General features: G+C 52.6%; 23 protein-coding genes, 3 tRNA genes and 1 pseudogene. 6 read left to right on the forward strand and 21 right to left on the reverse strand.

Annotation, left to right across the window (positions count from 1 at the left end; translation table 11 throughout):
- Positions 1-128 precede the first annotated feature (128 nt).
- Positions 129-1280 carry a chemotaxis protein gene (locus VW41_13535; protein AJZ89982.1) on the reverse strand — a complete coding sequence of 384 codons (1152 nt, stop codon included), beginning with the start codon at positions 1278-1280 and terminating at the stop codon, positions 129-131.
- A 339-nt stretch (positions 1281-1619) separates the two neighbouring features.
- On the opposite strand from VW41_13535, the gene VW41_13540 reads away from it, so the two are divergent.
- The 3 genes from VW41_13540 to VW41_13550 all read left to right on the forward strand — a co-directional run bounded on the left by VW41_13540 (position 1620) and on the right by VW41_13550 (position 3813).
- On the forward strand, positions 1620-1961 hold the full coding sequence (locus tag VW41_13540) for an outer membrane lipoprotein (protein ID AJZ89983.1): 342 nt from the start codon (positions 1620-1622) through the stop codon (positions 1959-1961).
- A gap of 140 nt (positions 1962-2101) precedes the next feature.
- Positions 2102-3376: a hypothetical protein gene (locus tag VW41_13545; protein ID AJZ89984.1), complete on the forward strand. Its 1275-nt coding sequence runs from the start codon at positions 2102-2104 to the stop codon at positions 3374-3376.
- Positions 3376-3813 carry a ribosomal protein S3 gene (locus VW41_13550; protein AJZ89985.1) on the forward strand — a complete coding sequence of 146 codons (438 nt, stop codon included), beginning with the start codon at positions 3376-3378 and terminating at the stop codon, positions 3811-3813. The genes VW41_13545 and VW41_13550 overlap by 1 nt, the downstream gene beginning before the upstream one ends.
- A 46-nt stretch (positions 3814-3859) precedes the next feature.
- Here VW41_13550 and VW41_13555 read toward each other — a convergent pair whose 3' ends face one another.
- Positions 3860-5041, reverse strand: coding sequence for a nucleoside permease (locus VW41_13555; protein ID AJZ91969.1), 1182 nt, complete (start codon positions 5039-5041; stop codon positions 3860-3862).
- Positions 5042-5391: 350 nt separating this feature from the next.
- On the opposite strand from VW41_13555, the gene VW41_13560 reads away from it, so the two are divergent.
- Positions 5392-5889 carry a ferritin gene (locus VW41_13560; protein ID AJZ89986.1) on the forward strand — a complete coding sequence of 166 codons (498 nt, stop codon included), beginning with the start codon at positions 5392-5394 and terminating at the stop codon, positions 5887-5889.
- A gap of 66 nt (positions 5890-5955) precedes the next feature.
- Here VW41_13560 and VW41_13565 read toward each other — a convergent pair.
- The 8 genes and pseudogenes from VW41_13565 to sirA all read right to left on the reverse strand — a co-directional run bounded on the left by VW41_13565 (position 5956) and on the right by sirA (position 10997).
- Positions 5956-6507: pseudogene (locus VW41_13565) on the reverse strand (hypothetical protein).
- A gap of 72 nt (positions 6508-6579) precedes the next feature.
- A complete protein-coding gene (locus VW41_13570) occupies positions 6580-7287 on the reverse strand; it encodes a hypothetical protein (protein ID AJZ91970.1) in 708 nt (235 codons plus the stop codon).
- A gap of 158 nt (positions 7288-7445) precedes the next feature.
- Positions 7446-7531 (reverse strand) — tRNA-Leu (locus VW41_13575).
- Positions 7532-7543: 12 nt separating this feature from the next.
- Positions 7544-7617, reverse strand: a tRNA-Cys gene (locus tag VW41_13580).
- Positions 7618-7666: 49 nt separating this feature from the next.
- Positions 7667-7742: transfer RNA gene (locus VW41_13585), tRNA-Gly, on the reverse strand.
- A gap of 167 nt (positions 7743-7909) precedes the next feature.
- Complete coding sequence (locus VW41_13590) at positions 7910-8458, reverse strand: phosphatidylglycerophosphate synthetase (protein AJZ89987.1); 549 nt, start codon at positions 8456-8458, stop codon at positions 7910-7912.
- 57 nt (positions 8459-8515) lie between these two features.
- Positions 8516-10348, reverse strand: coding sequence for an excinuclease ABC subunit C (uvrC, locus tag VW41_13595; protein AJZ89988.1), 1833 nt, complete (start codon positions 10346-10348; stop codon positions 8516-8518).
- Positions 10341-10997: a response regulator gene (sirA, locus tag VW41_13600; GenBank protein ID AJZ89989.1), complete on the reverse strand. Its 657-nt coding sequence runs from the start codon at positions 10995-10997 to the stop codon at positions 10341-10343. The genes uvrC and sirA overlap by 8 nt, the downstream gene beginning before the upstream one ends.
- Before the next feature lie 482 nt (positions 10998-11479).
- On the opposite strand from sirA, the gene VW41_13605 reads away from it, so the two are divergent.
- Positions 11480-11704: a hypothetical protein gene (locus tag VW41_13605; protein AJZ89990.1), complete on the forward strand. Its 225-nt coding sequence runs from the start codon at positions 11480-11482 to the stop codon at positions 11702-11704.
- 69 nt (positions 11705-11773) lie between these two features.
- Here VW41_13605 and VW41_13610 read toward each other — a convergent pair whose 3' ends face one another.
- Positions 11774-12496 carry a LuxR family transcriptional regulator gene (locus tag VW41_13610; GenBank protein ID AJZ89991.1) on the reverse strand — a complete coding sequence of 241 codons (723 nt, stop codon included), beginning with the start codon at positions 12494-12496 and terminating at the stop codon, positions 11774-11776.
- Positions 12497-12685: 189 nt separating this feature from the next.
- On the opposite strand from VW41_13610, the gene VW41_13615 reads away from it, so the two are divergent.
- Positions 12686-14011, forward strand: coding sequence for a CAIB/BAIF family CoA transferase (locus VW41_13615; GenBank protein AJZ91971.1), 1326 nt, complete (start codon positions 12686-12688; stop codon positions 14009-14011).
- A 19-nt stretch (positions 14012-14030) separates the two neighbouring features.
- Here VW41_13615 and VW41_13620 read toward each other — a convergent pair whose 3' ends face one another.
- The 10 genes from VW41_13620 to VW41_13665 form a co-directional block, all read right to left on the reverse strand.
- Complete coding sequence (locus VW41_13620) at positions 14031-14783, reverse strand: amino acid ABC transporter ATP-binding protein (protein ID AJZ89992.1); 753 nt, start codon at positions 14781-14783, stop codon at positions 14031-14033.
- On the reverse strand, positions 14780-15448 hold the full coding sequence (locus tag VW41_13625; GenBank protein AJZ89993.1) for an amino acid ABC transporter permease: 669 nt from the start codon (positions 15446-15448) through the stop codon (positions 14780-14782). The genes VW41_13620 and VW41_13625 overlap by 4 nt, the downstream gene beginning before the upstream one ends.
- Positions 15449-15482: 34 nt before the next feature.
- A complete protein-coding gene (locus VW41_13630) occupies positions 15483-16469 on the reverse strand; it encodes a cysteine desulfhydrase (protein AJZ91972.1) in 987 nt (328 codons plus the stop codon).
- Between the two features lie 118 nt (positions 16470-16587).
- Positions 16588-17388, reverse strand: coding sequence for a cystine transporter subunit (locus tag VW41_13635; protein AJZ89994.1), 801 nt, complete (start codon positions 17386-17388; stop codon positions 16588-16590).
- Between the two features lie 86 nt (positions 17389-17474).
- On the reverse strand, positions 17475-18020 hold the full coding sequence (locus VW41_13640) for a flagella biosynthesis protein FliZ (protein ID AJZ89995.1): 546 nt from the start codon (positions 18018-18020) through the stop codon (positions 17475-17477).
- Between the two features lie 38 nt (positions 18021-18058).
- Positions 18059-18778: a flagellar biosynthesis sigma factor gene (gene fliA, locus VW41_13645; protein AJZ89996.1), complete on the reverse strand. Its 720-nt coding sequence runs from the start codon at positions 18776-18778 to the stop codon at positions 18059-18061.
- Between the two features lie 186 nt (positions 18779-18964).
- Entirely contained in the window at positions 18965-19366 is a 402-nt protein-coding gene (locus tag VW41_13650) for a hypothetical protein (GenBank protein AJZ91973.1), read from the reverse strand.
- A gap of 38 nt (positions 19367-19404) precedes the next feature.
- Complete coding sequence (locus VW41_13655) at positions 19405-20103, reverse strand: WbqC-like protein (GenBank protein AJZ89997.1); 699 nt, start codon at positions 20101-20103, stop codon at positions 19405-19407.
- 79 nt (positions 20104-20182) lie between these two features.
- On the reverse strand, positions 20183-21319 hold the full coding sequence (locus VW41_13660; protein AJZ89998.1) for an aminotransferase: 1137 nt from the start codon (positions 21317-21319) through the stop codon (positions 20183-20185).
- 137 nt (positions 21320-21456) lie between these two features.
- Complete coding sequence (locus VW41_13665; GenBank protein ID AJZ89999.1) at positions 21457-24843, reverse strand: hypothetical protein; 3387 nt, start codon at positions 24841-24843, stop codon at positions 21457-21459.
- Positions 24844-24902 lie beyond the last annotated feature (59 nt).

The following is a 24902-nucleotide window of genomic DNA, read 5'->3' on the forward strand; positions in this document are numbered from 1 at the left end:
TCTGGGGCCAGCACTGACGAGGAATAGTATTTAACCCGCCTGCGTCACATAATTTTCTTTATCAAGCCCGTGGGAGGCATAAAAAAAGCAGCCCGAAGGCTGCCTGAGTTTGAAACACGCTGTTGTTTTCAGACTACGTTGAGACGGAACATCGCCACCGCGTCATGGAGGTGGTGTGCCTGCTTCTCCAGCTCCACGGAAGAAAGTACCGACTTCTGAACAAGGTTCACGTTTTGCTGCGTCACGCTGTCCATTTCCCGCACGGCGATCCCCACCTGCCCGATCCCCTGACTTTGTTCCAGGGAAGCGCTGGCAATCTCTCCCATGATGTCATTCACCTGCTTCACGGCGCGGAGGATCTCATCCATCGCCTCTCCAGCTTTTCGCACCTGCTGCGACCCGGTGTGAATATTGCTGACCGAGTCGTTGAGCAGCGTTTCAATCTCTTTTGCGGCTCCGGCGCTCCGGCTGGCCAGATTACGTACTTCGCTGGCGACGACCGCAAAGCCTTTGCCCTGCTCCCCCGCCCTTGCCGCCTCTACTGCAGCATTTAGCGCCAGAATGTTAGTCTGGAACGCGATGCTGTTAATCACCGTCGTGATATCGACAATTTTGTTCGCGCTGCTGGCGATCACGTCCATTGTCTTCACCACCTGCTTCACCGAATCCCCCCCGTTTACCGCCGCATTGGTGGCATTCTGAGCGAGATGGCTGGCGTGATTCGCATTGTCGGCGTTCAGTTTCACCGTGCTGTTCAGCTGTGCCATGCTGGCGCTGGTCTGCTCCAGCGCGGCGGCCTGCTGCTCCGAGCGGGAAGATAAGTCGGTATTCACGCCGGAAACTTCGGTGGCATTGGAGCGAATAGCTTCGGCGCTGTCCCGGATCCGGCTAACCGCCTTTTGCCAGTTTTCCTGCATCTTTTGAATAGGCTGCACCATCAACCCAATGCAGTTACGCCCTAAGTCCGGCAGTGCGGCAGCCAGTTCGCCCTGCGCCAGGACATGCATGTGGTGGCGGATAGTATTGACCGGCTTAACCAGGCAAAACCACAGGTAGCGTTCGGTAAAAATGACGATAGCGATACTGATGGCGATTGAGATCGTCAGCATCAGTTGAGCCGTGTTAATCCACGTCAGTTGATCCGGGTTGAGCGCAAGCTGTTGTTTGAGGTTGTGTAATAGCCATAGCGTTGCGCCCGCCACGCATATCCATGCCAGCGTTGAAAAGACTTGTATCAGCACCACCATCGCGCGAATTTTAATATTGCGAATAATGTTCATTTCTTGGTTCCCCGGTCAAAAATAAAATGCACTTCCTGTGCGGCTTTGGTGACGCTCGTCCTGATTTATTCCCTTGTATATCTGCATAAGTGAAATTAAATCGCGCCATAGCGCTATTGTCGGCACGGAGCGGCAAAACTTGACGCGTATTTGATCAAAAAATCGCCGTGCATTTTATGGGGAATTTACTTTAAGAAAGGCTTTTTTATTTTGTAATTTGAATTAAGGGTTCTTTAAAATTTGAAATTTATGGAATTTACTGCCCTCTTAATCGAACAGGGTTTTCAGCCCGCCCCGCGTGCTACCATGAAGACGGTTAAGTATGAGGAATAAAGAAAGATGAAGCGCATTTATCTGGCCGTTGCCGCCCTGTTACTGGGCGGGTGCACCGTAAGCAAAACACCTGAGCCGCTCAATACCAATGAGCCTGCCGGGGTTGTTCGCCTCGCCTATAACCTGCCGCCGCTGCAGACGGCCAAAGTGGATAAATTCCTCGCACAGTCCACGGCTTCACGCCAGTGCCAACAGTGGGGCTATGCCAGCGCCATCCCTTACGGCAGCGACATCAAAACCTGCACCACCTACAGCGGTACCCTTTGCCTGAACACGCAGGTTGTGCTGGAGTATCAGTGTCGCGGCGTGACCGGGCCGCAATATGCGGGCGTCACCAGTAACTGGTAATTTTCGAATATTCCTCTATTTTTAGTGACATCTGTTCAAAGAGAAGCCTGACGCCAATGTAAGCCGTTCCTGACGATAAATATCTCGCGCTGCCGTTTTCCCACGGCGGCTTGACTCTATTTTTTCATCAGGAACTTAACATGCTTCTTTTACTACTCCGCGCCCTGCGCCAGCACCGCTGGTTCACGCGGCTCGGGCTCGCGCTTTTGTTTTCGTCTATTGGCAACGGCCTGACTTACGTTCTGGTCTTTAGCCAACTGTTAAACAGCCACGCTACGCCCGCCTGGCTTTCTCTCGCTTATGTTCTCTCGCTGGCGCCCGGTTTACCTGCCAGCTTTGTTGGCGTGTGGTTGTTAAAACGCTGGCCAGCATTTTCCGTCCTGCTTCTCGGTGAAGTATCAGGCCTTATCGGTCTGGTTTTGCCCGGCCTCGCACTGCTGAGTGACCACCCGGCCATGCTGTTGTTGAGCCAGGCCGCGGCCTCCTTTAGCACCGGCCTGACGGTTCCGGTGCTGAGCCAGCTCTTCAAACAAGGCTTATCCAAAGCGCTAATGCCCGCCGCCGCAGGTATTGAAACGCTGGTGTTTGCCGCCAACGTTATCTTTGGCGTGGGGCTGGGGACGCTACTGTACGGTCATGTCAGCCTCTGGCTAATGCTGTTTCTGGATGCGCTCAGCTTCATTTTTGCAATAGGGCTACTCTGGCACGCCTCCGCCGTTTTTGTTGTGGAGAGTGAAGATAACTGCGCCCCCGAGGAAAGCGAAGAGTTTAGCTGGCGTACCGTCTCCCCGGTGCAAAAACGTAGCCTGCTGCTGTTGCCCAGCCTTGCCCTTGTGGGCGCGCCCGTGATGGCTTTGCTCCCTGCTCTCGCCCCAGAATTGCCGGGGAATGAAACGGACAATGGCCTGGCGCTGCTGTTTGCCCGCAGCGTGGGGCAACTTCTGGCCCCGCTCCTGCTGAGTGAGAGACAGGTGCGCTACCGGGCGGGTAACAGTCTCCCGCTGATGCTGGCACTCCTGCTTTTTACTTTGTGTTATTTCGCAGTGGCGTACTCGGGCACTTTGTGGCTGGCCGTGCCGCTGATCGTTATCGCGCATTTGTTCAGTAACTGGTTCTATCTGGTCGCCACGCTTAACGTGATGGACAGCTTCCCCGGTCGACAGGTCGGCGCGGCAATGGCGGCAAGCTGGCGGCTGCAGCTCGGCATTACGCTTGTCGCCCCGCTGGCAACGGGGGTGATTGCCGGATATGTCCCCACGCAGTGGGTCCTGCCCGGCAGCGGTATCTGCGGGATTATTCTTGCCCTGTTAATGCTCGGTGACTTGCGAAAAGTACGGAATTGTAATTTGATATCGCGGCGGAATAATTCCGCATTTAATTTTAATAATGATGATGACAGTAAGACAGGTGGATAATGGTATTTTATAAAGCAACACTTGCAGGGGCATTAGCTCTGGCTCTGGCGGGCTGTGTCGCGCCAGCGAAAACCACATCGGCGGTCACCGCTCCGGCTAAGCAGTGCCAGGTCGGCGATGCAATGACGCAAACCACGCTCTATTTCGGCATTAGCCGCCCATCCGGGGCGGAGATTACCGCCAATGAATGGCGTAGCTTTGTGGACAAAGACGTGACCCCGCGCTTCCGCGAAGGGCTGACTGAATATGACGCCAAAGGGCAGTGGCTGAATGCTAAGGGCGAAGTGACCCACGAGCCGAGCAAAGCAATTATGCTGATTCGCGGCAGCGATGCGGAGAGCAGCAAAAAGGTCGACGAACTGCGCTCTATCTATAAAACCCGCTTTGCGCAGGAATCCGTAATGCGCGTTGACCAGCCGGTCTGCGCCGCGTTCTGATCATTGTGCGCTAGAGAAACGGCGGGGAACCCCGCCGTTTTTGCTTTTACAACACCAGCCCGGCAAACGCCGCGGACAGCAGGCTGACCAGCGTCGCACCGTACACCAGGCGAAGGCCAAAGCGAGAAACCACGTTCCCCTGCTTTTCATTCAGCCCCTTGATGGCGCCGGCCACAATCCCGATGGAAGCAAAGTTAGCGAACGAAACCAGGAAGACCGACAGGATCCCCAGTCCGCGCGGTGACAGCGTCGCCATGATCTTCTGCAGCTCAATCATTGCGACAAATTCGTTAGCCACCAGCTTGGTCGCCATAATCCCGGCCGCTTTCAGCGCATCCGCCTGAGGAATACCGACCAGCCAGGCAAACGGATAGAAGACGTAGCCCAGAATTTGCTGGAAGCTCAGGCCGAAGACCGTCGCGAACAGCGCATTGATGGCGCTGATCAGCGCGATAAAACCGATCAGCATCGCCAGAATAATCATCGCTACTTTGAAGCCCGCGAGGATGTACTCTCCCAGCATTTCAAAGAAACTTTGGGATTCGTGCAGCTTCTCAAGTTTGATTTCAGGCTCAGCCCCAGGGCGAGTCGGGTTAATGATAGACAGGATGATGAAGGTGCTGAACATATTCAGGATCAGCGCCGCGACCACATACTTCGGCTCCAGCATCGTCATGTAAGCCCCGACGATAGACAGAGAAACGGTGGACATCGCCGTCGCGGCCATGGTGAACAGGCGGCGAGAGCTCAGGTCGCCCAGCACGCCCTTGTAGGCGATGAAGTTTTCTGACTGACCCAAAATCAACGAGCTGACGGCGTTAAACGACTCCAGCTTGCCCATGCCGTTCACTTTTGAAAGCAGTGTCCCGACAATGCGAATAACAATCGGCAGGATACGGAAATGCTGCAGGATACCGATCAGCGCAGAGATAAAGATTATCGGGCACAGTACGCCGAGGAAGATAAAGGCCAGGCCCGCTTTGCTCATCCCACCAAAGACGAAATCACTACCCTGCCCGGCGAAGGTCAGAAGGTGGCCAAAGAAACCGGACACGCCGTTAATCACCCACAAACCACTGTCGGAGTGCAGGAAGAAGAACGCCAGCAGGCCTTCAATAACGACAAGTTGTAACAAATAGCGGATACGGATGGTTTTACGATCGAAGCTCACCAGCCACGCCAGTCCCATGATGACAAAAAGTGCGAGAAGAAAATGAAGAATGTTCATGTGCAGTCTAATTTTGAAAGAAACGTATTTAGCCACAGCTCCTGCGTCAGGTAAATGGTGGTCATAAGAATATTTAGCCATAAGATTTTCCAATGACAACATAGACTTACTCTTAGCATGGTTATCATTTTATTCGACTAAATATGACTGATTTATTACACCTGAAGCGGTAATAAAATAGCGAAGCGGAACAAGATTAATTCTCATTATTAATTCACTTTTTCATAAATAAAATAATAGTAACAACCATTCTCATTACACTAATATAATTAACAATTTCTTTGCATTATGGAAAATTAATAATTAAAGTAGCGCCATATTAACGCCCCTCAAAAAATATGGAGCCTGTGATGCTGAAGACGGAAATGATTGAAAAACTGAACGAGCAGATGAACCTTGAACTCTACTCTTCCCTGCTTTATCAGCAGATGAGCGCCTGGTGCAGCTATCACAGCTTCGAAGGGGCTGCCGCGTTCCTGCGCCGCCACGCTCAGGAAGAGATGGAGCACATGCAGCGTCTGTTTGCATATTTGAATGATACCGGGAGCATGCCGCGTATTAACGCCATTCAGTCCCCTTATTTAGAATACGCTTCACTGGATGAATTATTTAAAGCTACTTACGAGCACGAGCAGTTAATTACTCGTCAGATTAATGCCCTGGCCCACTCCGCCATGACCTCTCAGGATTATCCAACCTTTAATTTCCTGCAGTGGTATGTTGCCGAGCAACATGAAGAAGAAAAACTGTTTAAATCCGTGCTGGATAAACTCAGCCTGGTGGGCAAAAGCGGTGAAGGCCTGTACTTTGTCGATAAAGAGCTGGCCACGCTGGACGCTCAGGCTTAATTGCCGTGAAGTAGCAGGCCACTATGGCCTGCTATTTTCGCTTTAGTGCAGCGCCCCGCCGTTTCGCTGGCTGTGCCAGTAGCCATAAAGCGCCAGTGCCGCAGGTTTAATCGCCTCAATGCTTGCCAGGAATGCTTCTGGCGTCAGGTTTTCAAACTCAGCTTCACTCTCCTCAAGCCCGTGTAAGGCAATGGCATCCAGCTCCGGCTGAAGCTCCGCCGGCAGCGCAGGCCAGCTTTCCAGCGCCACGCCGCGCATGTAGCCGTAGCACCACTCTTCCACGATGGTGATTTCGCGGTTATCCACTTCGCTGGTGCCAAACAGCGGCTCAAACTGCCCCGGATACTCCGCCAGACGTTCAGCAATATCATTCATATGCTGGAATACCAGGACACCAAAGCGGGTCAGTTCTTCTTTGCTTTCCCATTCTGGCTCAACATCACCGCCCCATACCGCACGCAGCACGGTGGTCGGTTCAGTTATTTCCGGCCCAGATAACAGTGCCGTGAGCAGCCCGTCCAGCTCGGCCACATCAATCACCGAATGTGCGGTGCCATACTTCAGCAGGATGTCATCCAGCCAGATAATTTCGTCTTCGGTCAGCGGTCCCTGAGTCATCTTTGGGTTCCTCGTCTTACGTTTGAATAAAATTTTGCGTAGTGTACCCGCTCCGCGCGCGGCGAGTCATTTTCATTCCGCTTTAGTCAGGCATTCCACCAACAATTGGCGGGTTTTGTCGAACAGCGACGGGCTGCGATTCAGCACCTGCCAGACGCTGTTGTGGTCGGCATCCGGCACGGTCAGCAAAGCTTGCCTGCCCCGCCCCGATGCCGAATCATAAAGCCGCCGCGGGATCTCTGCCGGAATAACCCGATCCTCAGCCGCGGCAATCACCAGGACATTACCGCTAAATTCAGCCAGGGTCTGCCAGGCATCGCTTTCCCTCCAGCTTCCAGGTTGGCGAATAATGGCGGAGAATTCAGGCCCAAAATTTACCCGGTATGCCGAAGGGTGATACACGCCCGGCACCATCAGGATAAGGGAGCGCAATGGCAGAGATTTGCTCAGTTGCAGGGCGTTGTACGCCCCCATGCTTACGCCCATACAGCCGGTCAGTCGGGAACCTTGCTGTGCGGCTATCGCCAAAGCCTGTTCAGTGCGGCTCAGTAAAGAAGATTGAGAGAGCTCTCCGCCGGTTTCCCCGTGGCCGATGCAATCAAAAGCCGTACTTCCAAACCCCAGCTCCGCCAGCAGGAGCCGGTAGCGAAGCCCTGCCTCACGGTCTTTTGACCCTCCGTGGATCATCAGGATGTGGCCTTTACTGCCGAAAATACTGTCAGCCCTGAGCCTGTGGCCCTGAAAAGGGACGTCAAAACCGTGTCGTGAAAAAGTGTTCATGGTTGCCGGATGGAATGCCAGGGAATGGTTTAGCATGGCATTCTTTTACCGGAACAGGCAGGATAATTTTCAGAATGGCAAATCGCAGGCAATAAAAAACCACCCGAAGGTGGTTTACACGACACTGCTTATCATTGATTTTATTCTTTTTATTCCCATGGTACCCGGAGCGGGACTTGAACCCGCACAGCCATAAGCCGAGGGATTTTAAATCCCTTGTGTCTACCGATTTCACCATCCGGGCTCGGGAAGAAATTGGAGGCGCGTTCCGGAGTCGAACCGGACTAGACGGATTTGCAATCCGCTACATAACCGCTTTGCTAACGCGCCAAAATCTTTTGCCTTTTCAGGCGGTAACAGAAATTCTATTACCTAAATTTGGAGCGGGAAACGAGACTCGAACTCGCGACCCCGACCTTGGCAAGGTCGTGCTCTACCAACTGAGCTATTCCCGCTTTTTGTACAAGTGAGTGTTGGTGGCTGTTAAGCTAATCACTTGATTTTATTATCTTCCGGCTAACGTTGCTGCCTTTCGATGCGTTGCATTCTACTTACCTGACGCAATGAGTCAATGAAATTTTCTAACACCACGAATCGTTTGCTGAATTTTGCGCCGGATAGATCACGGTTCGAGCAAATCGCCGCGTGCAGCAGCCAAATATTGGAACATTGACCAGAACGTCAGTACCGCTGCGACGAAGAAAAGCGCGATGCCGGTGTACTCAATCCACATATTCGGGCGCCACAGCATACCGATCAGCGCCAGCATTTGCGCCATCGTTTTGGTTTTACCTATCCAGGAAACCGCCACGCGGCTACGTTTGCCGATTTCCGCCATCCATTCACGCAGCGCCGAGATAATAATTTCGCGAGCGATCATCGTGGCCGCCGGCAGGGTCACCCACCAGGCATGATAGTGTTCCGCCACCAGCACCAGCGCCACAACCACCATCACCTTATCGGCAACCGGATCGAGGAACGCGCCGAAACGGGTACTTTGGTTCCAGCGACGCGCCAGAAAACCATCAAACCAGTCGGTTATGGCCGCCAGCCAAAAAATGAAGGCGCAAAGGAAAGGTGCCCAGTTGAACGGCAGATAAAACGCCAGCACAAAGAACGGGATAAGGATGACACGAAACAGCGTGAGCAGTGTTGGGATATTGAATCGCATAGTGCCAGTTAACTATCTGTCATAAGTGGAAATTGTCTCTATGTTGCTACAGAGCCCTTAATGTTTCAACGAGTAGTAGATCTTTTCTGCCAATGCCTGCGAGATGCCCGGCACTTTTGCGATCTCCTCGATAGAGGCATTGATTAACGGTTGCAATCCGCCCATATACTTCAGCAACATCTGGCGGCGCTTTGGTCCGATGCCTTCAATGGTCTCCAGTGAGCTGGTACTTTTCACTTTCGCACGTTTTTTACGGTGCCCGGAGATAGCATGATCGTGTGAATCATCGCGAATATGCTGGATCACATGCAGCGCCGGAGAGTCCGGCGGCAAAGAGAACCCCTCACCTTCGGGTTCAAAGAACAAAGTTTCCAGCCCTGCTTTGCGGTCACTGCCTTTGGCTACGCCCAGCAATAAAGGATGGTGTTTATCCCAGGGCACGTCCAGTTCAGCAAATACCGCCTTTGCCTGCCCCAGTTGCCCCTTCCCGCCGTCTATCAGAATCACGTCCGGGATTTTGCTTTCTTCTATTGCCTTACCGTAGCGGCGGCGCAGCACCTGGTTCATGGCCGCATAATCATCGCCCGGCGTAATGCCGGTAATATTGTAGCGACGGTATTCCGCCCGAAGCGGGCCGTTACTGTCAAAAACCACACAGGACGCGACAGTTTGCTCCCCCATCGTATGGCTGATATCAAAACATTCCATCCGCTTCACTTCCGGAAGTTTTAGCACTTCGGCCAGCGCTTTCAGGCGCTGCTGAATGGTGGACTGTTGGGAAAGCTTTGTCACCAGCGCCGTTGCGGCGTTGGTACGGGCGAGCTTCAGGTAACGAGCCCGGTCGCCGCGAGGCTTGGTCTGGACATTCACCTTACGCCCGGCCAGCTCACTCAAAGAGTCCGCCAGCAGAGATTTGTCCGCCAACGCGAAGTCGAGCAGGATTTCAGAAGGCAGCGTGCGCATCTGACTCCCCTGCAGGTAGAACTGCCCGACAAACGTCTCCACGACTTCGCTCAGCTCAGTTCCTGCCGGAACTTTCGGGAAGTAGCTGCGGCTGCCAAGGACTTTACCCTGGCGAATAAACAGTACGTGCATGCAGGCCAGGCCCGCATCAAACGAGACGCCAATGACGTCAAGATCGTCGCCGGAGTTGGAGACAAACTGTTTCTCGGTAATACGCCGGACAGCCTGAATTTGATCGCGGATCCTCGCGGCTTCTTCAAATTCAAGATTTTTGCTCGCCACTTCCATGCGGGAAATAAGCTGCGTCAGCACCTGATCGTCCTTCCCCGCTAAAAACAGACGCACATAGTCCACCTGCCGGGCATAGTCCTCTTCGGTAACCAGGCCGGATACACAGGGGCCAAGGCAACGCCCGATTTGATACTGGAGGCAAGGCCGCGAGCGGTTGCGGTATACGCTGTTTTCACACTGGCGAACAGGAAAGACTTTCTGCAGCAGCGCCAGCGTTTCTCGCACCGCATAACCGTTAGGAAACGGGCCAAAGTATTCGCCCTTCGCGTGCTTCGCCCCGCGGTGCATCGCCAGCCGCGGGTGGCTATCGGCGCTCAGAAAAATAAAGGGATAAGATTTATCGTCTCGCAGCAGCACGTTGTAGCGCGGCTGGTAGAGCTTGATGTAGTTGTGCTCAAGCAGCAGAGCCTCGGTTTCCGTGTGGGTCACCGTGACATCAATATGCTGGATCAACGCCACCAGCGCTTCGGTTTTGCGGCTGGCCAGATTCGTGCGGAAGTAGCTGGAGAGGCGTTTTTTCAGGTCTTTAGCTTTGCCGACATAGATAACCGTGCCGCCGGCATCGTACATGCGGTAGACGCCGGGCTGGCTGGTTACCGTCTTGAGAAAAGCCCGGGAATCAAAAGTATCACTCACTACTGATTAACGTCTCCGCATTGAATAACCCGTGGCGAATAGCCAGGTGGGTCAGCTCCACGTCCCCGCTGATATTCAGTTTACTAAACATGCGGTAGCGGTAGCTGTTCACCGTTTTAGGGCTGAGATTAAGCTGCTCAGAGATCTCATTGACCTTCTGGCCTTTGGTGATCATCAGCATAATCTGTAATTCTCGCTCAGACAAACTGGCAAACGGGGATTCCGCCTCTGGCGCTATCTGGCTTAAGGCCATTTGTTGAGCAATATCAGAGGCGATGTAACGCTGACCCGCATTGACGGAACGGATGGCGTTCACCACGTCCTGAGGCGCCGCGCCCTTGCTTAAATACCCTGCCGCGCCGGCCTGCATCACTTTCGCAGGCAGCGGGTTCTCTGTATGGATAGTCAACATGATAACTTTGATATCTGAAGAGTAGCGGGCAATTTTACGGGTGGCTTCCAGCCCGCCGATCCCCGGCATATTCATATCCATTAACACGACATCAACCGGGTTACTGCGGCACCATTTGATGGCATCCTCGCCGCAGTTCACTTCACCCGAGACTTTGATGCCTTTAATCTCTTCCAGAATGCGTCGTATCCCTGCGCGCACCAGTTCGTGGTCATCAACAAGAAGAACGTTGATCAAAGGGCTATTCTCCAGAAAGGGATAACGCTGCTGATAGCTAATTAGTCATATATTAACGTTTTTCCGACAACATTAAAATCCAAATTGCTGTCAGCACATTCTGTTAACACTAACGAAGAATATATCTTTACTTTCAGGTCTGTTTCTGCGGCGCACATCAAGTTTCAACCATCGGCACGGACGCTATTATTCTCTGACCAAAAAACGGCTAATTATCAAAATGCGACGATCATCAAGAATAAAAACCTTATTCTCTCGTTTTATTTAACGTTAGCTAAACGAGAGCGAAACAATTTGTTTTTAATTCTTCCAGCTACCCCACGAATAACCCTCTGGCGATATTGTTTATTACCGTAAACATTCAGGTGCATTCTCACCCGCCGAACATGAATAACTCTGGTGAATGTTATGGTATACTCCGCCGCCTTATGAATATCACTGTGCATAATGGCAGCGTACTAACTAAGCATTGAGGAAAGTAAATGAGTACTCCAGATTTTTCCACCGCCGAAAATACCCGTGAACTGGCACAAGAAGTCACCTGTCTGAAGACGCTGTTAACCCTGATGCTGCAGGCTATGGGCCAGGCTGATGCGGGCCGCGTTATCCTGAAAATGGAAAAGCAGATCGCGCAACTGGAAGACCCAACTCAGGCCGAAGTATTCAGTAACACCGTTAAGCAAATTAAACAGGCTTACCGTCAATAAGCCGGGGGCGGCTGGCAGAATCCGGGTTCGCCAGCCGTCAGCGCCAAACGCAACACCCGCCCTTCAGGCTCAGATGATCCCCATAGCCGCCGCATAGCAGGCTATCTGCGTCTTGTTTGGGGCATTGAATTTCTTCTGCATATTCTTCTGATGGAAGTTCACCGTATTCTCAGAAATGGACAGAATAATCGCAATTTCTGCCGACGTTTTACCTTCTCCCGTCCACTGGAGAATCTCTCTTTCGCGCTTACTCAGCTTCATGTCGAGCATTTCGACCGACGGGTCTTCCAGGCGGTTTAACGTCGCCATACTCAGCTCGGCAAGGTAACTCAGCCGCAGCCCAAGCTCATCTTCCGAAAGAATTTCCGTGCGAACATTTGAGCGCGAAACGGAGAGGAACCCTGCCGTGCGGTTAGGCGCCATGACGCAATGCGTTCGCCCGGATGCGAGACCGTGATCGCGCGCGGCATCCCACAGCTCACGAGACTCAGCAAACAAGGCATCGCTCCAGATTATTTCACCGCGCATGAAATTAGACTGTTTCAATACCGGGTCAATAGCAAAATAGTTTTCTGTGACATACCACTCTAACCATTTTTGTGGGTAAGAACTCTGCAATGATAATTTAGGCCGTGTAAAAGGCACCGGGTGCCGAACACACAGCGAAAAATAATCAAAGCCCAGGCGTTGAGTTTGTTGTTGAACTAAAGTTTGTAATTCGCTGGCATGAGTAATTGACAGGAAAAGTTCGAGTGCTTCCCGTCGCCAGCTAAAAAAGTCACGTTCCAGCATTATATCTGGCGTCTCTCCTGGCGCTAAAAAGTATTTCATTAATAGAATGTAATAAGCTAACACATTTATTAAAGTAATTAATGTGATTTATTGTTTTTCCGCCACAATTCTTCGGTTTTTACATATGTCAGGAAAAATTTACTGGAGCTCAGTATGGTTAAATCTTCGTTTTCCCTTCTTTTCAGCGCAATGACCCATGAGCTGGGGCTGGAAACGGCCCTGCCGTCAGTGGCCAGGGTGGGTAAAGGCGAGCTCGCCTCCCATTTTCCTGTGACCGAATTCGCCGCCGCCAGCCTCGCGACGGCAGGTTGCGCCCTGAGTGCGCTGCTCTCTCGCCCGGATACGCCGCTTTATATAGATCAGCGGCTGGCCTCATACTGGTTTTCGACCAGCCATTTTCCCGTTAATCGCTCTCCCGCCGCGCTATGGGATCAATTTGCCGGGGATTACGCCACCCGGGACGGCTGGATCCGGCTGCATACCAACGCCCTTCATCACCGGCAGGCGATGGAGTCCGTGCTCGGCGTAAGCAAAGATAAAGCGGCCCTCGCCCAGAAAGTGATTACGTGGGGAAAAACCGAGCTTGAAGAGGCAATCGTGGTTGCGGGTGGATGCGCGGCAGCAATGTTAACCCACGATGAATGGTTAAAACATCCGCACGGGAAAACCGTCGCGGCAGAGCCCTTGTTCTGGCAGCAGTGCCATGCCGAAGCCCCTCGTACAGCATTAGCCCTGTCGCCTGCCCGCCCGCTCGCTGGCCTGCGGGTTCTGGATCTCACCCGCATCATTGCCGGCCCGGTTGCCACCCGATTCCTGGCCGGGCTTGGGGCGCAGGTGCTACGCCTCGATCCGCCCGGCTGGGAAGAACCTACCCTTGTCGAGGAGGTCACACTCGGGAAAAAATGCGCCAGGCTCGACCTCAGGTCTGCCGAAGGCAGAGAGCAGTTCAAAACCCTGCTTGCCGATACGGATGTTCTGGTTCACGGCTACCGCGCCGACGCGCTGGAATCACTGGGATTTGGGGCCGAAATCCGACAGGCTATCTCCCCGGGGCTGGTCGACGTTTCGCTTAACGCCTGGGGATGGCACGGGCCGTGGCGTAACCGCAGAGGTTTCGACAGCCTGGTCCAGATGTCCAGCGGCATCGCCGACGCGGGAATGCGCTGGAAACAAACCGGGCGGCCTCACCCACTCCCCGTTCAGGCACTGGATCACGCCACGGGTTATCTGATGGCGGCAGCGGTGCTCAGAGGTCTAAAAGTCCGGCATGAGCAGCATCAGGGCTACAGCGCACGCCTGTCGCTCGCCCGAACGGCCGCCTTGTTAATGTCGCACCGGGCAGGAGATCAGGCTGAGCTGGCCGCTATCGGCCCGCATGATTTCCAGCCGATGATGGAATGGTCTGCCTTTGGGCTGAGAAACCGGTTGAAATTCCCGCTGATGCTGGCAGGCACGCCGGTAACCTGGGCCACACCTCCGGCGCCTCTCGGCTCGGCGACAGCCGCCTGGGGGTGAGGCCGGACCTTACTGTGCGTTACTGGGTCAGAAACTTCTCCAGGAACTGCCGGGTACGCGGCTGCTGTGGGCTGGCGAAAAGCGCTTTTGCCGGCCCCTGCTCCACAATCTTGCCCTGATCCATGAATATTGCGCGGTCGGCCACGTCACGGGCGAAGCTCATTTCGTGAGTTACAATCACCATTGTGCGTTTCTCGTCCGCCAGTTGACGGATAGTGTTCAGCACTTCCCCTACCAGTTCCGGGTCAAGCGCCGAGGTTGGCTCGTCAAACAGGATGACTTCCGGGCGCATCGCCAACGCACGGGCAATCGCCACTCGCTGCTGTTGCCCACCCGACAAACGGCGCGGGTAGCTGTTCTCTTTCCCGCTTAATCCCACCTTCTCCAACAGTTCGCGCGCCCGAGCAACGGCTTCGGCTTTAGGCTCTCCCTTAACGATGACCGGGCCTTCAATTATGTTTTCCAGCACCGTGCGATGTGGAAAAAGATTGAAGTTCTGAAACACAAACCCCACCTGCTGACGCAGCGCACGAATGTTCTCTTTCTGCCTGGCCAGCGACTGCCCGGCATCAATCGTGATATCACCCACCTGAATGGTGCCGCTGTCCGGTTCTTCCAGCAGGTTAATACTGCGCAACAGCGTGGTTTTTCCCGAGCCACTCGGGCCGATGATAGCCACCACTTCGCCGGGCTTAACGTCCAGATCAATACCGTGCAGCACCGTCTGCCCGTGGAATTTTTTCACCAGTTTTTTTACGTCAATGGCGCTCATTTCGGCTCCCTGTCCTGGCGATTAAGCTGGTTTTCAAAATAGTTCTGCAGAGTGGAGAGCACCGTCGCCATCACCCAGTAAACCAGGGACGCAGCGAGATACATGGTAAACACTTCCAGCGTGCGGGAGGTGATCAGCTGCGCCTGGCGGAACAGCTCCGGCACCTGAATGGTGGCCGCCAGCGAGGTGTCCTTCACCAGGCTGATAAAGCTGTTTCCGAGCGGCGGCAGCGCCACGCGGGCCGACTGCGGCAGAATCGCACGGCGCAGCGTTTGCCAGCGAGTCATGCCGATACTCGCCGCCGCTTCCCATTGCCCTTTATCGATAGAGGAAATCGCTGCCCGCAGGGTTTCGGACGCATAGGCCGCCGTGTTCAACGACAGGCCGATCATCGCCGAGGGGATCGGGTCCAGCTCAATGCCAAACTGAGGCAGCCCGTAATAAATCATAAACAGCTGGGCGATGAGCGGCGTGCCGCGAAAAATGGAAACATAAAAACGCGACAACAGCGAAAAGGGCCAAAACGCCGACAGGCGCATTAGCGCCAGCATAAAACCGAGGATCAGGCCAAAAAACATCCCGCCAATACTCAGCTGGAGGGTGAATACCGCCCCTTTAAGCAGATACGGTGCTGAGTCCAGCACCAGTTGCAAACTTTCTTGCATGGTGATTCCCGATGATTAAAACCTGGCCCGCGTCTTACAGATGCGGATGGTAGGCAAATAGCGCCGGTGCCCCGCCGGTATGAATAAAGGCAATTGGCCCCTGATCCTTAAATCGTTTTTGCGCCACGCCGTCGATAAGGCCGGCCATCGCTTTGCCGGTGTAAACCGGGTCAAGCAAAATACCTTCAAGTCTGGCCAGCAGTTTTACCGCTTCCATACCTTCTTCATTCGGCGTGCCATATCCCGGCGCGAAGTAGTCATCCCACAGGATGATGTCGCTGGTCGCGCTAACCTCAAGGGACTGCGCCACGGCCTGCTGCAGGGCAACAACTTTAGGCTTTTGCTGCGCCACAGTTCTGGAAACGGTAACGCCAATCAGCTCCACGTCCGGCATCAGTTGTTCAAGACCAACCGCCAGGCCGGCATGTGTCCCCGCGCTGCCGGAGGCCACAACCACGGAAGACAGGCTGACGGCATCCTCGCACTGCTGGGCAATTTCCAGCGCGCTTTCAACGTAGCCCAGGGCGCCAAGTGCATTAGAGCCGCCGACCGGAATAACATAAGGCCTGAATCCCTGGGCTTCCAGCCGCGTAGCCACCGCTTCCAGCTGTTTATCCGGGGCATTTAGCGCCTCGCACATCTCGACCTCGACGTTAAAGAGATCCAGCAGCAGGCGGTTGCCGTTAGTCAGGTAGTTTTCGGCTTGCGTTCCGATAGGGTTTTCCAGCAGCGCCACACAATGCAGCCCAAGCCTGGCCGCCACCGCCGCAGTCTGACGAACGTGGTTGGACTGAATCGCCCCGGCGGTGACCAGCGTATCGGCCCCTTCCCGCAGCGCATCCGCGGCTAAAAACTCAAGCTTGCGCAGTTTGTTGCCGCCCATCGCCATCGGCGTCACGTCATCACGTTTAATATAGATTTCACGGCCAAGATAGTCCGAAAAGCGCGGTAAATACTCCAGCGGCGTGGGCGCACCAATAAATTCCAGACGAGGAAAACGCGTTAGGTGATGCAGTGACATAGGGCCTCCTGAGCCGATATCGATATCCAGTTTCATTATGCACCAGAGAGATGGGTTTCCTCTCTGCGGTAAATAAAAAAAGGTGCTGAAATCAGCACCTTTTCACTGTGATACCGCGTTACTTAGTAACGTCCGCCCCGAACCATTTATCGGACAGCTTAGCCAGAGAACCGTCTTTCTGCATCTCGGCGATGGCCGCGTCGATGGCTTTCAGCAGATCTTCATTACCTTTACGCACGGCAACGCCAGCTTCCTGACGAGAAAACGCATCCCCCGCTACCGCCAGCGTATTGTTGGTTTTCTTCACCAGATCAAGCGCGGCGAGGCGGTCGACCAGAATCGCGTCAATACGGCCCACGCGCAGATCCTGATATTTGGTAGGGTCATCATCATAGGTACGGATATCTACGCCAGGAACATTTTCACGCAGCCACTGCTCATAGTTAGTCCCGAGACCCACGCCGACTTTTTTGCCCTTCAGGTCTGCCGCAGTTTTAATCCCGCCTTCGTTGCCTTTTTTCACCAGGGCCTGAATACCGGAAATGGTGTATGGGGTGGAGAAGTCGTATTTTTTCTTACGTTCGTCGGAAATGGTGACCTGGTTAATCACCACGTCAATGCGTTTAGAATCTAAAGACGCCAGCATGCCGTCCCATTTGGTCGGCTTCAGGGCTGCTTTCACGCCAAGGTGCTGAGCCAACTGTTCGGCAAATTCCACTTCAAAGCCGGTCAGCTTGCCGTCATCTCCCTGGAAGCTGAACGGCGGATAAGTGCCTTCCAGCCCCACCAGCAGCGTGCCGCGTTCTTTTACTTTATTCAGAAGGTTTTCAGCCGCGAAAGTTTTCACGCTTGCGCCAGCCACCAGAGCAACGGCCATGACGCCCATCAGTGCCTGACGCCCGATCATTTTTAATTTCATGTTTACCCCGATTATTTACATTTTTTTGTAGTGTAGCGGGCGGCTTCGGGATATATCAAAACCAGTCCGCTACAACTTATGCAAATTTAGTATATATCGGAGGTTGCGCTAATTTCCTGGCGCGGGATCGCATGGCCCTGTACCTGGAATTGCCAGTATTTGCGTAATGCAATGCGGTAATTATTGGTGCTGGTACGGGGCAGCCAGGCGTCCAGCGTCTCGTCCAGCAGGCCTTGCAGCGAGCCGGGAAGTGGGACTTTATGTTCGCTCAGATGGTTACCCAGGCGGCGCAGACGAACCACATATTCACGAATCGTCCCGTGGCTCATTTCAGTCTGCTCAAACAGATACTGTTTAAAGCCAATAATATCGAAGTAGTTGTTTTGTTCTTTGCAGTGCAAATCACCGCAAAAACGACACAGCGCCATCCACTCTTTCTGCTCGATAAGCCAGGTGGCCTCATCAATAAGCGTATCAAGTTGAGCAATGGTGGCTTTATTGATGATCACCCCGCTGCGCGTGAGCGTGATGCGGTCGAGCAGCTTACTGCAATGTGCACAATGTGTCTGGGTGTGTTTGAAATCTTTGAGATAGCGGCTTAATGGCCGTCTTTTTGACTGCTGCACCGTCATGATAATTCCCAGGTCGTCAGATAATTGTGCGGCACTCCCTACAACTTACCCAGTTTGGTGCGCAAACGCTTGATCGCCTGGCTATGCAACTGGCTAACCCGGGACTCACCCACATCAAGCACCGCACCAATCTCTTTGAGATTCAGCTCTTCCTGGTAATAAAGCGTCAACACCAGTTGTTCGCGTTCCGGCAAAGCTTCAATCGCTTCCATCACGCGCTGGCGTAGATTGCTGTCCAGTAATTGCTGTAGCGGGTTTGCCTGCTGGTGCTCCTCGGTGACCAGTTCAATGCTATCGCCATGCTCTTCCCGCCACTCATCGTAAGAGAAGAGTTGGCTGTTATTAGTGTCGAGCAACATCTGGCGATACTCTTCGAGCGGGATGTCCAGTCGCTCCGCGACTTCCGTCTCGGTAGCGTTACGCCCCAGCTCTTGCTCCAGTTGACCAATCGCCTGTGCCACACCGCGAGCGTTACGCCTGACGCTTCGCGGCACCCAATCACGGCTGCGCAACTCATCAAGCATCGCCCCACGGATGCGCTGCACCGCGTAGGTAGTAAATGCCGTTCCCTGCAGGGCATCGTAACGTTCGACTGCATTCAACAACCCGATGCCGCCTGCCTGTAGCAGATCGTCGAGCTCCACACTCGCCGGCAGACGTACCTGCAGGCGCAATGCTTCGTGACGCACAAGCGGTACATAACGCTGCCACAGCGAGTGTTTATCCATTACACCTTCAGCGGTATACAGTGAATTCACGATAAACAGCCCTGCGTTAGTTGAGTTATCGGCATGATTATCCGTTTCTACAGGGGTTTTAATCGGATGAATAGTGGGTGAAATGGGGGGTTATTTGGAGGTTACCGCACGGCGCCTGGGATATCAGTTACATATTTAGAGACGAAAAGATGCAAAAAAAGACAAATGAACTCGCATTATCAATTTTTATTCCACACCGCAACGCACCATTTTAAGAAAGTCAGATTCACTATTTTTTACAACAAATCCGTGTGTTAAATAAAGTCGCTGCGCCCTCTCATTGTCTTTATAAACTTCCAGTTCAAGGGTGTTTATGCCAGAAATACCGAACTGATTAATACATTTATTTAACAGTAAGTTCGCGATGCCGCGCGACTGAAAGCCGGGTAAAACAGACACATTGGTGATGTAACCAAAGCGTAATTCAGCATTAAGATAAGCCGCAACAAGGCCAATTAACGTATCCTGCTCCCAAGCTTCAAAACAGTGCGCATGGGTTTTAATCTTCCTGGCATAGCCTTCAATGTCAACTCTGGCAGTTAGCTGTTTCACAAAGCCTGGCTCGCCGCCTTTCAAGTGCAGGATAATATCCTGAACGCAGGCTGTATTGTATTTTAGCAGCATGGTTAATTCAGGCTCCATTTTTCCTGACATAGCCCTATAACCGCGTTTTTTGAATTAAACATCATGACATCAATAATTGACAACCAGGGGACAAAAGCCTCTCCGTACTGAGGATAATGAAAATCATCTGGCTGAATAAAATGCAGCGTCATCCCCTGTTGTGCAAAAGCTTCAGCCGAATAAAGCGCTCTTCCTCCGGGTAAGTTGATATAGGTATCAGCACGCTGGCTACGGCATATCTCGAGAATTTTGTCCTGCGCACGTAAAGTGGGATCGATATCAATCTCGGAAGAAATCAGCAACTCACATTTCAGGGATAATACCCTCTTGAGAACCTTCAGAGAGTGATGTAAGTAAGCAAACAAATCAGAACTTTCAAACTCAACAATCTCTTCCAGTACCGGAAAAATATCATTTGCATAAGGCGCATGGCGATAGGCGGCGTGTAGCTGGTTGAGTAGTCGGGTTCTGAACGGCTCCTCTGAAAGCGTCCGGCAATTAATGTTGAGAAAGCGTGACGCTTTTTTTAGCGGTAAGGTAAACGTGCCTGGTTGGCCATCAAGGAGAATACGATTGCGGTTAATCCAGCCCTGTCTGACATATTGTACGTTATCGAACAGCACAAAGCGGTCCACCGCGGCCATTAGCTGAAAATAGCCAATGTAGGGGAAAAAATAGGGCTGCATTACCGCAATTTTCACTGTCAAAGATCCTTATCCTGCATATTTATTCTATTCTCACACTTAGAAGTGGCCGACGTTTTCTCAATTTCAAGACTCATCAGGCTACGTGTCGCGACTGATTTTTATCCGCGAATTTAATGATCGTGTCTATTACACGCATCTGATCTTCAAGCTGCAAATCTGGATAAATAGGTAAACAGAGTATTTTCTCAGCAATTTCATTAGCATAAGGCAAGTGCGTTGCCTCCGCCGTTGGAAGATGTCGGTACATAGCAAAAGAGCTAATAAGAGGATAAAAGTAGCGGCGTGAATAAATTCCCTCTTCCTTGAGTGAGTCATAGAGTTCATCGCGACTTAGCGGATATTCTTTCTCCACCAGCAGAGGGAAATAAGCGTTATTCCACTCAAATCCGCCCTTAGGATCAAAGTATGTCAACCCAGGTACGCCTGTTAATTTCTCACAATACCTTTGGTAGATAGCTGCGCGAGCGGCCAGAGCGTTATCAATATGCTGCAGCTGCAGCAGCCCAAATGCCGCTTCCATTTCGTTCATCTTAGCGTTAATGCCCGGGGCAACGACTCGCGTTTCACCGGCAAAACCAAAGTTTTTCAGATAGTCGATACGTTGCTTGGTACGTTCGTCGTGACAGATAATCGCGCCACCTTCAAACGTGTTAAACACTTTTGTGGCGTGGAAGCTTAGTACGGATAGGTCACCGTGGTTCAAAATGCTCATGCCGTTTTGTCTAACGCCAAACGCATGGGCCGCATCATAGATAACTTTTAATCCGTAGATATCGGCAATCTGCTGGAGCTTGTCAACCTCACAAGGAATACCGTAGCAATGTACGGGCATAATCGCCGTCGTTTGCGGGGTAATCAGCTCCTCAACCCGATCCGGATTAATATTAAATGTTTTTGGATCAATATCGGCAAATACCGGAGTCAGCCTGTTCCACAGTAAGGTGTGGGAAGTCGCCACAAACGAATAAGGCGTGGTGATAACCTCCCCCGTTACGCGGAGAGCCTGCAATGCGGTCAATAAAGCCAGGGTGCCGTTTGAAAACAGGCAAACATATTTTACCCCCAGGTATTCTGCCAGAGCCTGTTCGAGCTGCTGGTGGAACTCTCCGCCGTTGGTCAAAATTCGGTTTTTCCAGATTTTCTCCATGTAAGGGAGAAACTCTTCCAGCGGCGGCAAAAGCGGGCTGGTGACAAAGACGTTGTTGCCCATAACTAAACCTGTGGGTGAGAAAAGAGATAGTCAATGGTAGCAAAACCGTCCCTGGCCTTATCGCCAAAACAAAGCGCTTTTCTACGGGCATTTACCTGAACGACTAATCCCTTGCCGTGGCTGGTTATTTCCCGTGGTTAAAGGAACAGTTCATGAATAGATTCCGGCACGGCGTCACGATCCCAGATAAACTGGCTGAGTTTTTCCTTCGGCACGCCCTCCCTGAGAGGAGTCAGAATGGCCTGTTGCCATACCTGCAGATCTGCTCTCAGACAGTGAGATGAAATAGCCTGGCTAAGAGAGTCAACATCACTGGCAATAACATCGATACCGCTGACGGCAAGCTGGATCGCGAGGTATTCATCTTTAAACCGGTTGTGTTCCCCCTGATGACGGAAAACAATTGCCTTATCAGCCTTAAGCTGGCTTAACGCCCGTTGCGTGATTCGTTTCTCACTAAAACGAACGGTTTCTGCCACCAAAGGCACCCACCGTTTAGGCCAACTACCGGCGATAATCCAGTCAACAGAGGGACTAGTGGCAACAATCATTCGTTCGATGAAAGCCAGCTCACTTTCTGACGCGTCACCAGGCATACAAACGACGCGCTGACGTCCTGTTGTCTTTCTGATTTCATCCTGCTTCTCCGGCATCAAAACAATGGGTAATCTGACCACGGGTATTTTGCGCCGGGTCAGTTGAGCCTCTCTCCCGGCTGACCAGGTAAGCCATTTTGTTATCACCGCGCTCTGCCACTGAATGTCACTTCCCGGAGCATCGGCAAGCGCATAAACGTTAACCGGCAAGACCGCCAGGGTCACGGCAAGACGGGATGCCAGATTCTCATCGGGTGCTCCAGTCAATACAATAGCGGCAGGGGCCCGACGCATCAGTTCCGGAATGAGAGGTAACTCACGCCCCCGCTCGAGTACAATAAGCCCCTCGCTGGAGAGCACTTGCAGAAGGTTACCTATGCGTAGCGAATATTCATTCTCTTCAATGTTTTCAATCAGCAACACGCGCGGCAGGTTATCGCTAAAACTGTACTGCCAGAGAAAAGGCGCCTTGTCAGCAGAGAACAACGGCGTCTGAAGCATCAGATTGACATTATAGGCTGGATCCTCGGCAAAAAACTCTGGGATCGAGGCAAGTAACGCGCTGCGTTGCTCGTTAACCCCCTGGAGATTCGAATTCACCAGCCTGGCATTATCCGAAGCCACAACGCTGAACGGAGTCCAGACGTTCATAAACCCGGCCACCCGGAACGTCAGGGAAGCGATAACCTCTATAACGCCTTCATCGGTATAACCCTCCGGGATCCCACCAGCCTGCTGCCACAATTCACGGCGAATTAACAGGCAGTTTCCGCTAATGGCCGAGTAGTTTTGCTCCGACTGGTAGCGTCCCAGATAACCTTCTGATTGCCAGGACTCTCCCTGACCAATGTGGCCGAACCAGCCGTTTGCCCCGACAATCATCCCGGCGCTAAGTAAACGCTGATCGAGCGTGATGATCTTTGGCCCTACACAGCCGATTTCTGGACGTTGAGCATGACTAACCAACACCGTTAGCCATTGCTTCAGGACAAAGAGAGTATGCACATTCAGCAACAGCAAATACTCGCCTGAGGCTTCCTGCTCAAGGAGCGTCATACGGCTGGCGTAGCTGCTTTCCGCCTCGCAGATAACAGCCTTAAGAAGTAAGGCCTCCTGTAACTGCTGGACAACCTGCAGCATGGCTTCTCCGGCATTCTCCCGTACCGCCAGTAATACCTCCCTATAGGGCCACTCTGTGTTATTAATCAAACTCTCAAGGCAGCGAACAAGCCGCTCAGGTTCTTCTCCGGCATCTATCAAAATGCTGACAATCTGCGTTTTCGGTGCATCATAAATCAGACGCCAGGAGGCGTTATTTTGCCTTTCGACCCGCCCCTCATTATATTTGCGGCGTTGTAGATAGCTCCGGAGAACCTGCTCTTCTTCATGCACATTAGCCTGATTAAACTGGGAAACCGGAACAATTGTCGTAATATCAGCGATATGACCAATACCACCACTCTCTCTTTGCAGAATATCATTCACCAAAAACTCGAATTCGAAGGCTCGGCCTGCCTCAGGGCTAAAGCCACCGGCTTCTATCCAGGCGTCCCGTCGGAACCACACCCGCTTCAGGTAACGGTGCGGTGAAGAGAGAAATAAATCGAGGTTAAAATCAGGCTTACGTACGCTTGTGACCTCGCCGTTCTCATGACGAAGAGCTTCATCGGTAAAAATTGCCCGACACTCACCCGCCTGAGAGAGCACTCGATTCATCATGGCAATACTGGCAGGAGCGTATTCTGTCCCGGCATCAATACAGTGTAACCAGTCAAAATGGCGCGCTTCCGCAAGCTCCATCACCCGCTCAATCCACGCATTTTCATCCACAATCCCGAAAGCCAACGTCTGGCTTTCAGCGGCCGCATCCCCCACGACCAGCAGCACTGATTTCTCCGCCACGCCCTGCTCTATTAACGAGTTCAGGGAAAGAACAATCTCGTGCTCAAACGCTTCACGGCAGAAAATAACATGTAGGATAGCCACCGCGGCGGGGTTTTGCGGAACTGGGAATGTACGATTTTGAAGCCAGCCGCCAAACGTAGTCAGAAAACGAGCTTCATCCTGCGCTCTGGCTTTCTGCTGCGTCATTTGCAGGAAATTATCCATCTGCAGCGCCTGGAGATGACGCTCTTTTAGCATGTGTTCACGAACTCGCGGTAACCCTGCACGAATCTCGTCCAGCGCCTGAGGGGAGTCAAAATAACCAAACCCTGCGCCTCCCATATCTTTAAAGGTTTGCTCATTCAGGGAGTAATGTTCATAGCCCAGTGCCCGCATAGCAACCACCGGGCAACCGCATAAGTTTGCCAGTACGCAGGTTCCTGAGGCCTCGAAGGTATAGAGCACGCGGCCCCGTTTAAGCATCAAAGCCAGTTCAGATAAAGGCAGGGGATTTCTCATCGACAGCACGGTGATGTTTTCCGGCAAGACGGAATAATCCACCACTGACTCGGGTACCCTGTTCAGGTAGAGAAAATCACGGTCTTTAACCGGATTATCATCCTGAAACAGCGAAAAATCGTAGCACTCGATAGACAGCAAATTGACGTTGGGCTCTTTGTCGGCAAACTCATCGCGATACCAGAAAAAGAGATCGTCCGGGCCGGCATCAATTGTGTTCCCCGCAATCACGCTTTCACGATTAAGCATATAGCGAACGCTAACTGGTGCCGAAAGTGGATTCCCCGAAACCACCTCGGGGTAAACGGCAATCCATGGCTGGAAACCCGATATGAGCGCCTGATACTCTTCATCCGTTAATGCTGGCGTATTCCACTGCGGGTTAACCGTGCCGCCCACCATCCACGCCTTTCCCCCCGCCTCATTAATGATATGGCAAAGCCGGTGCATAACCTGAATGCCGAGAGAAGACTCACGGTAGTCCGGGGCTAACAACAGGTAGGGGAACTCAAGCTGTAATGACATGTTCATTTCCTGAAATACCGAACGGCTATGGCTGGGATTCAGCCACCGGACAGGTAAGA

This window comes from Klebsiella michiganensis (assembly GCA_000963575.1).
Lineage (GTDB): Bacteria > Pseudomonadota > Gammaproteobacteria > Enterobacterales > Enterobacteriaceae > Cedecea > Cedecea michiganensis_A.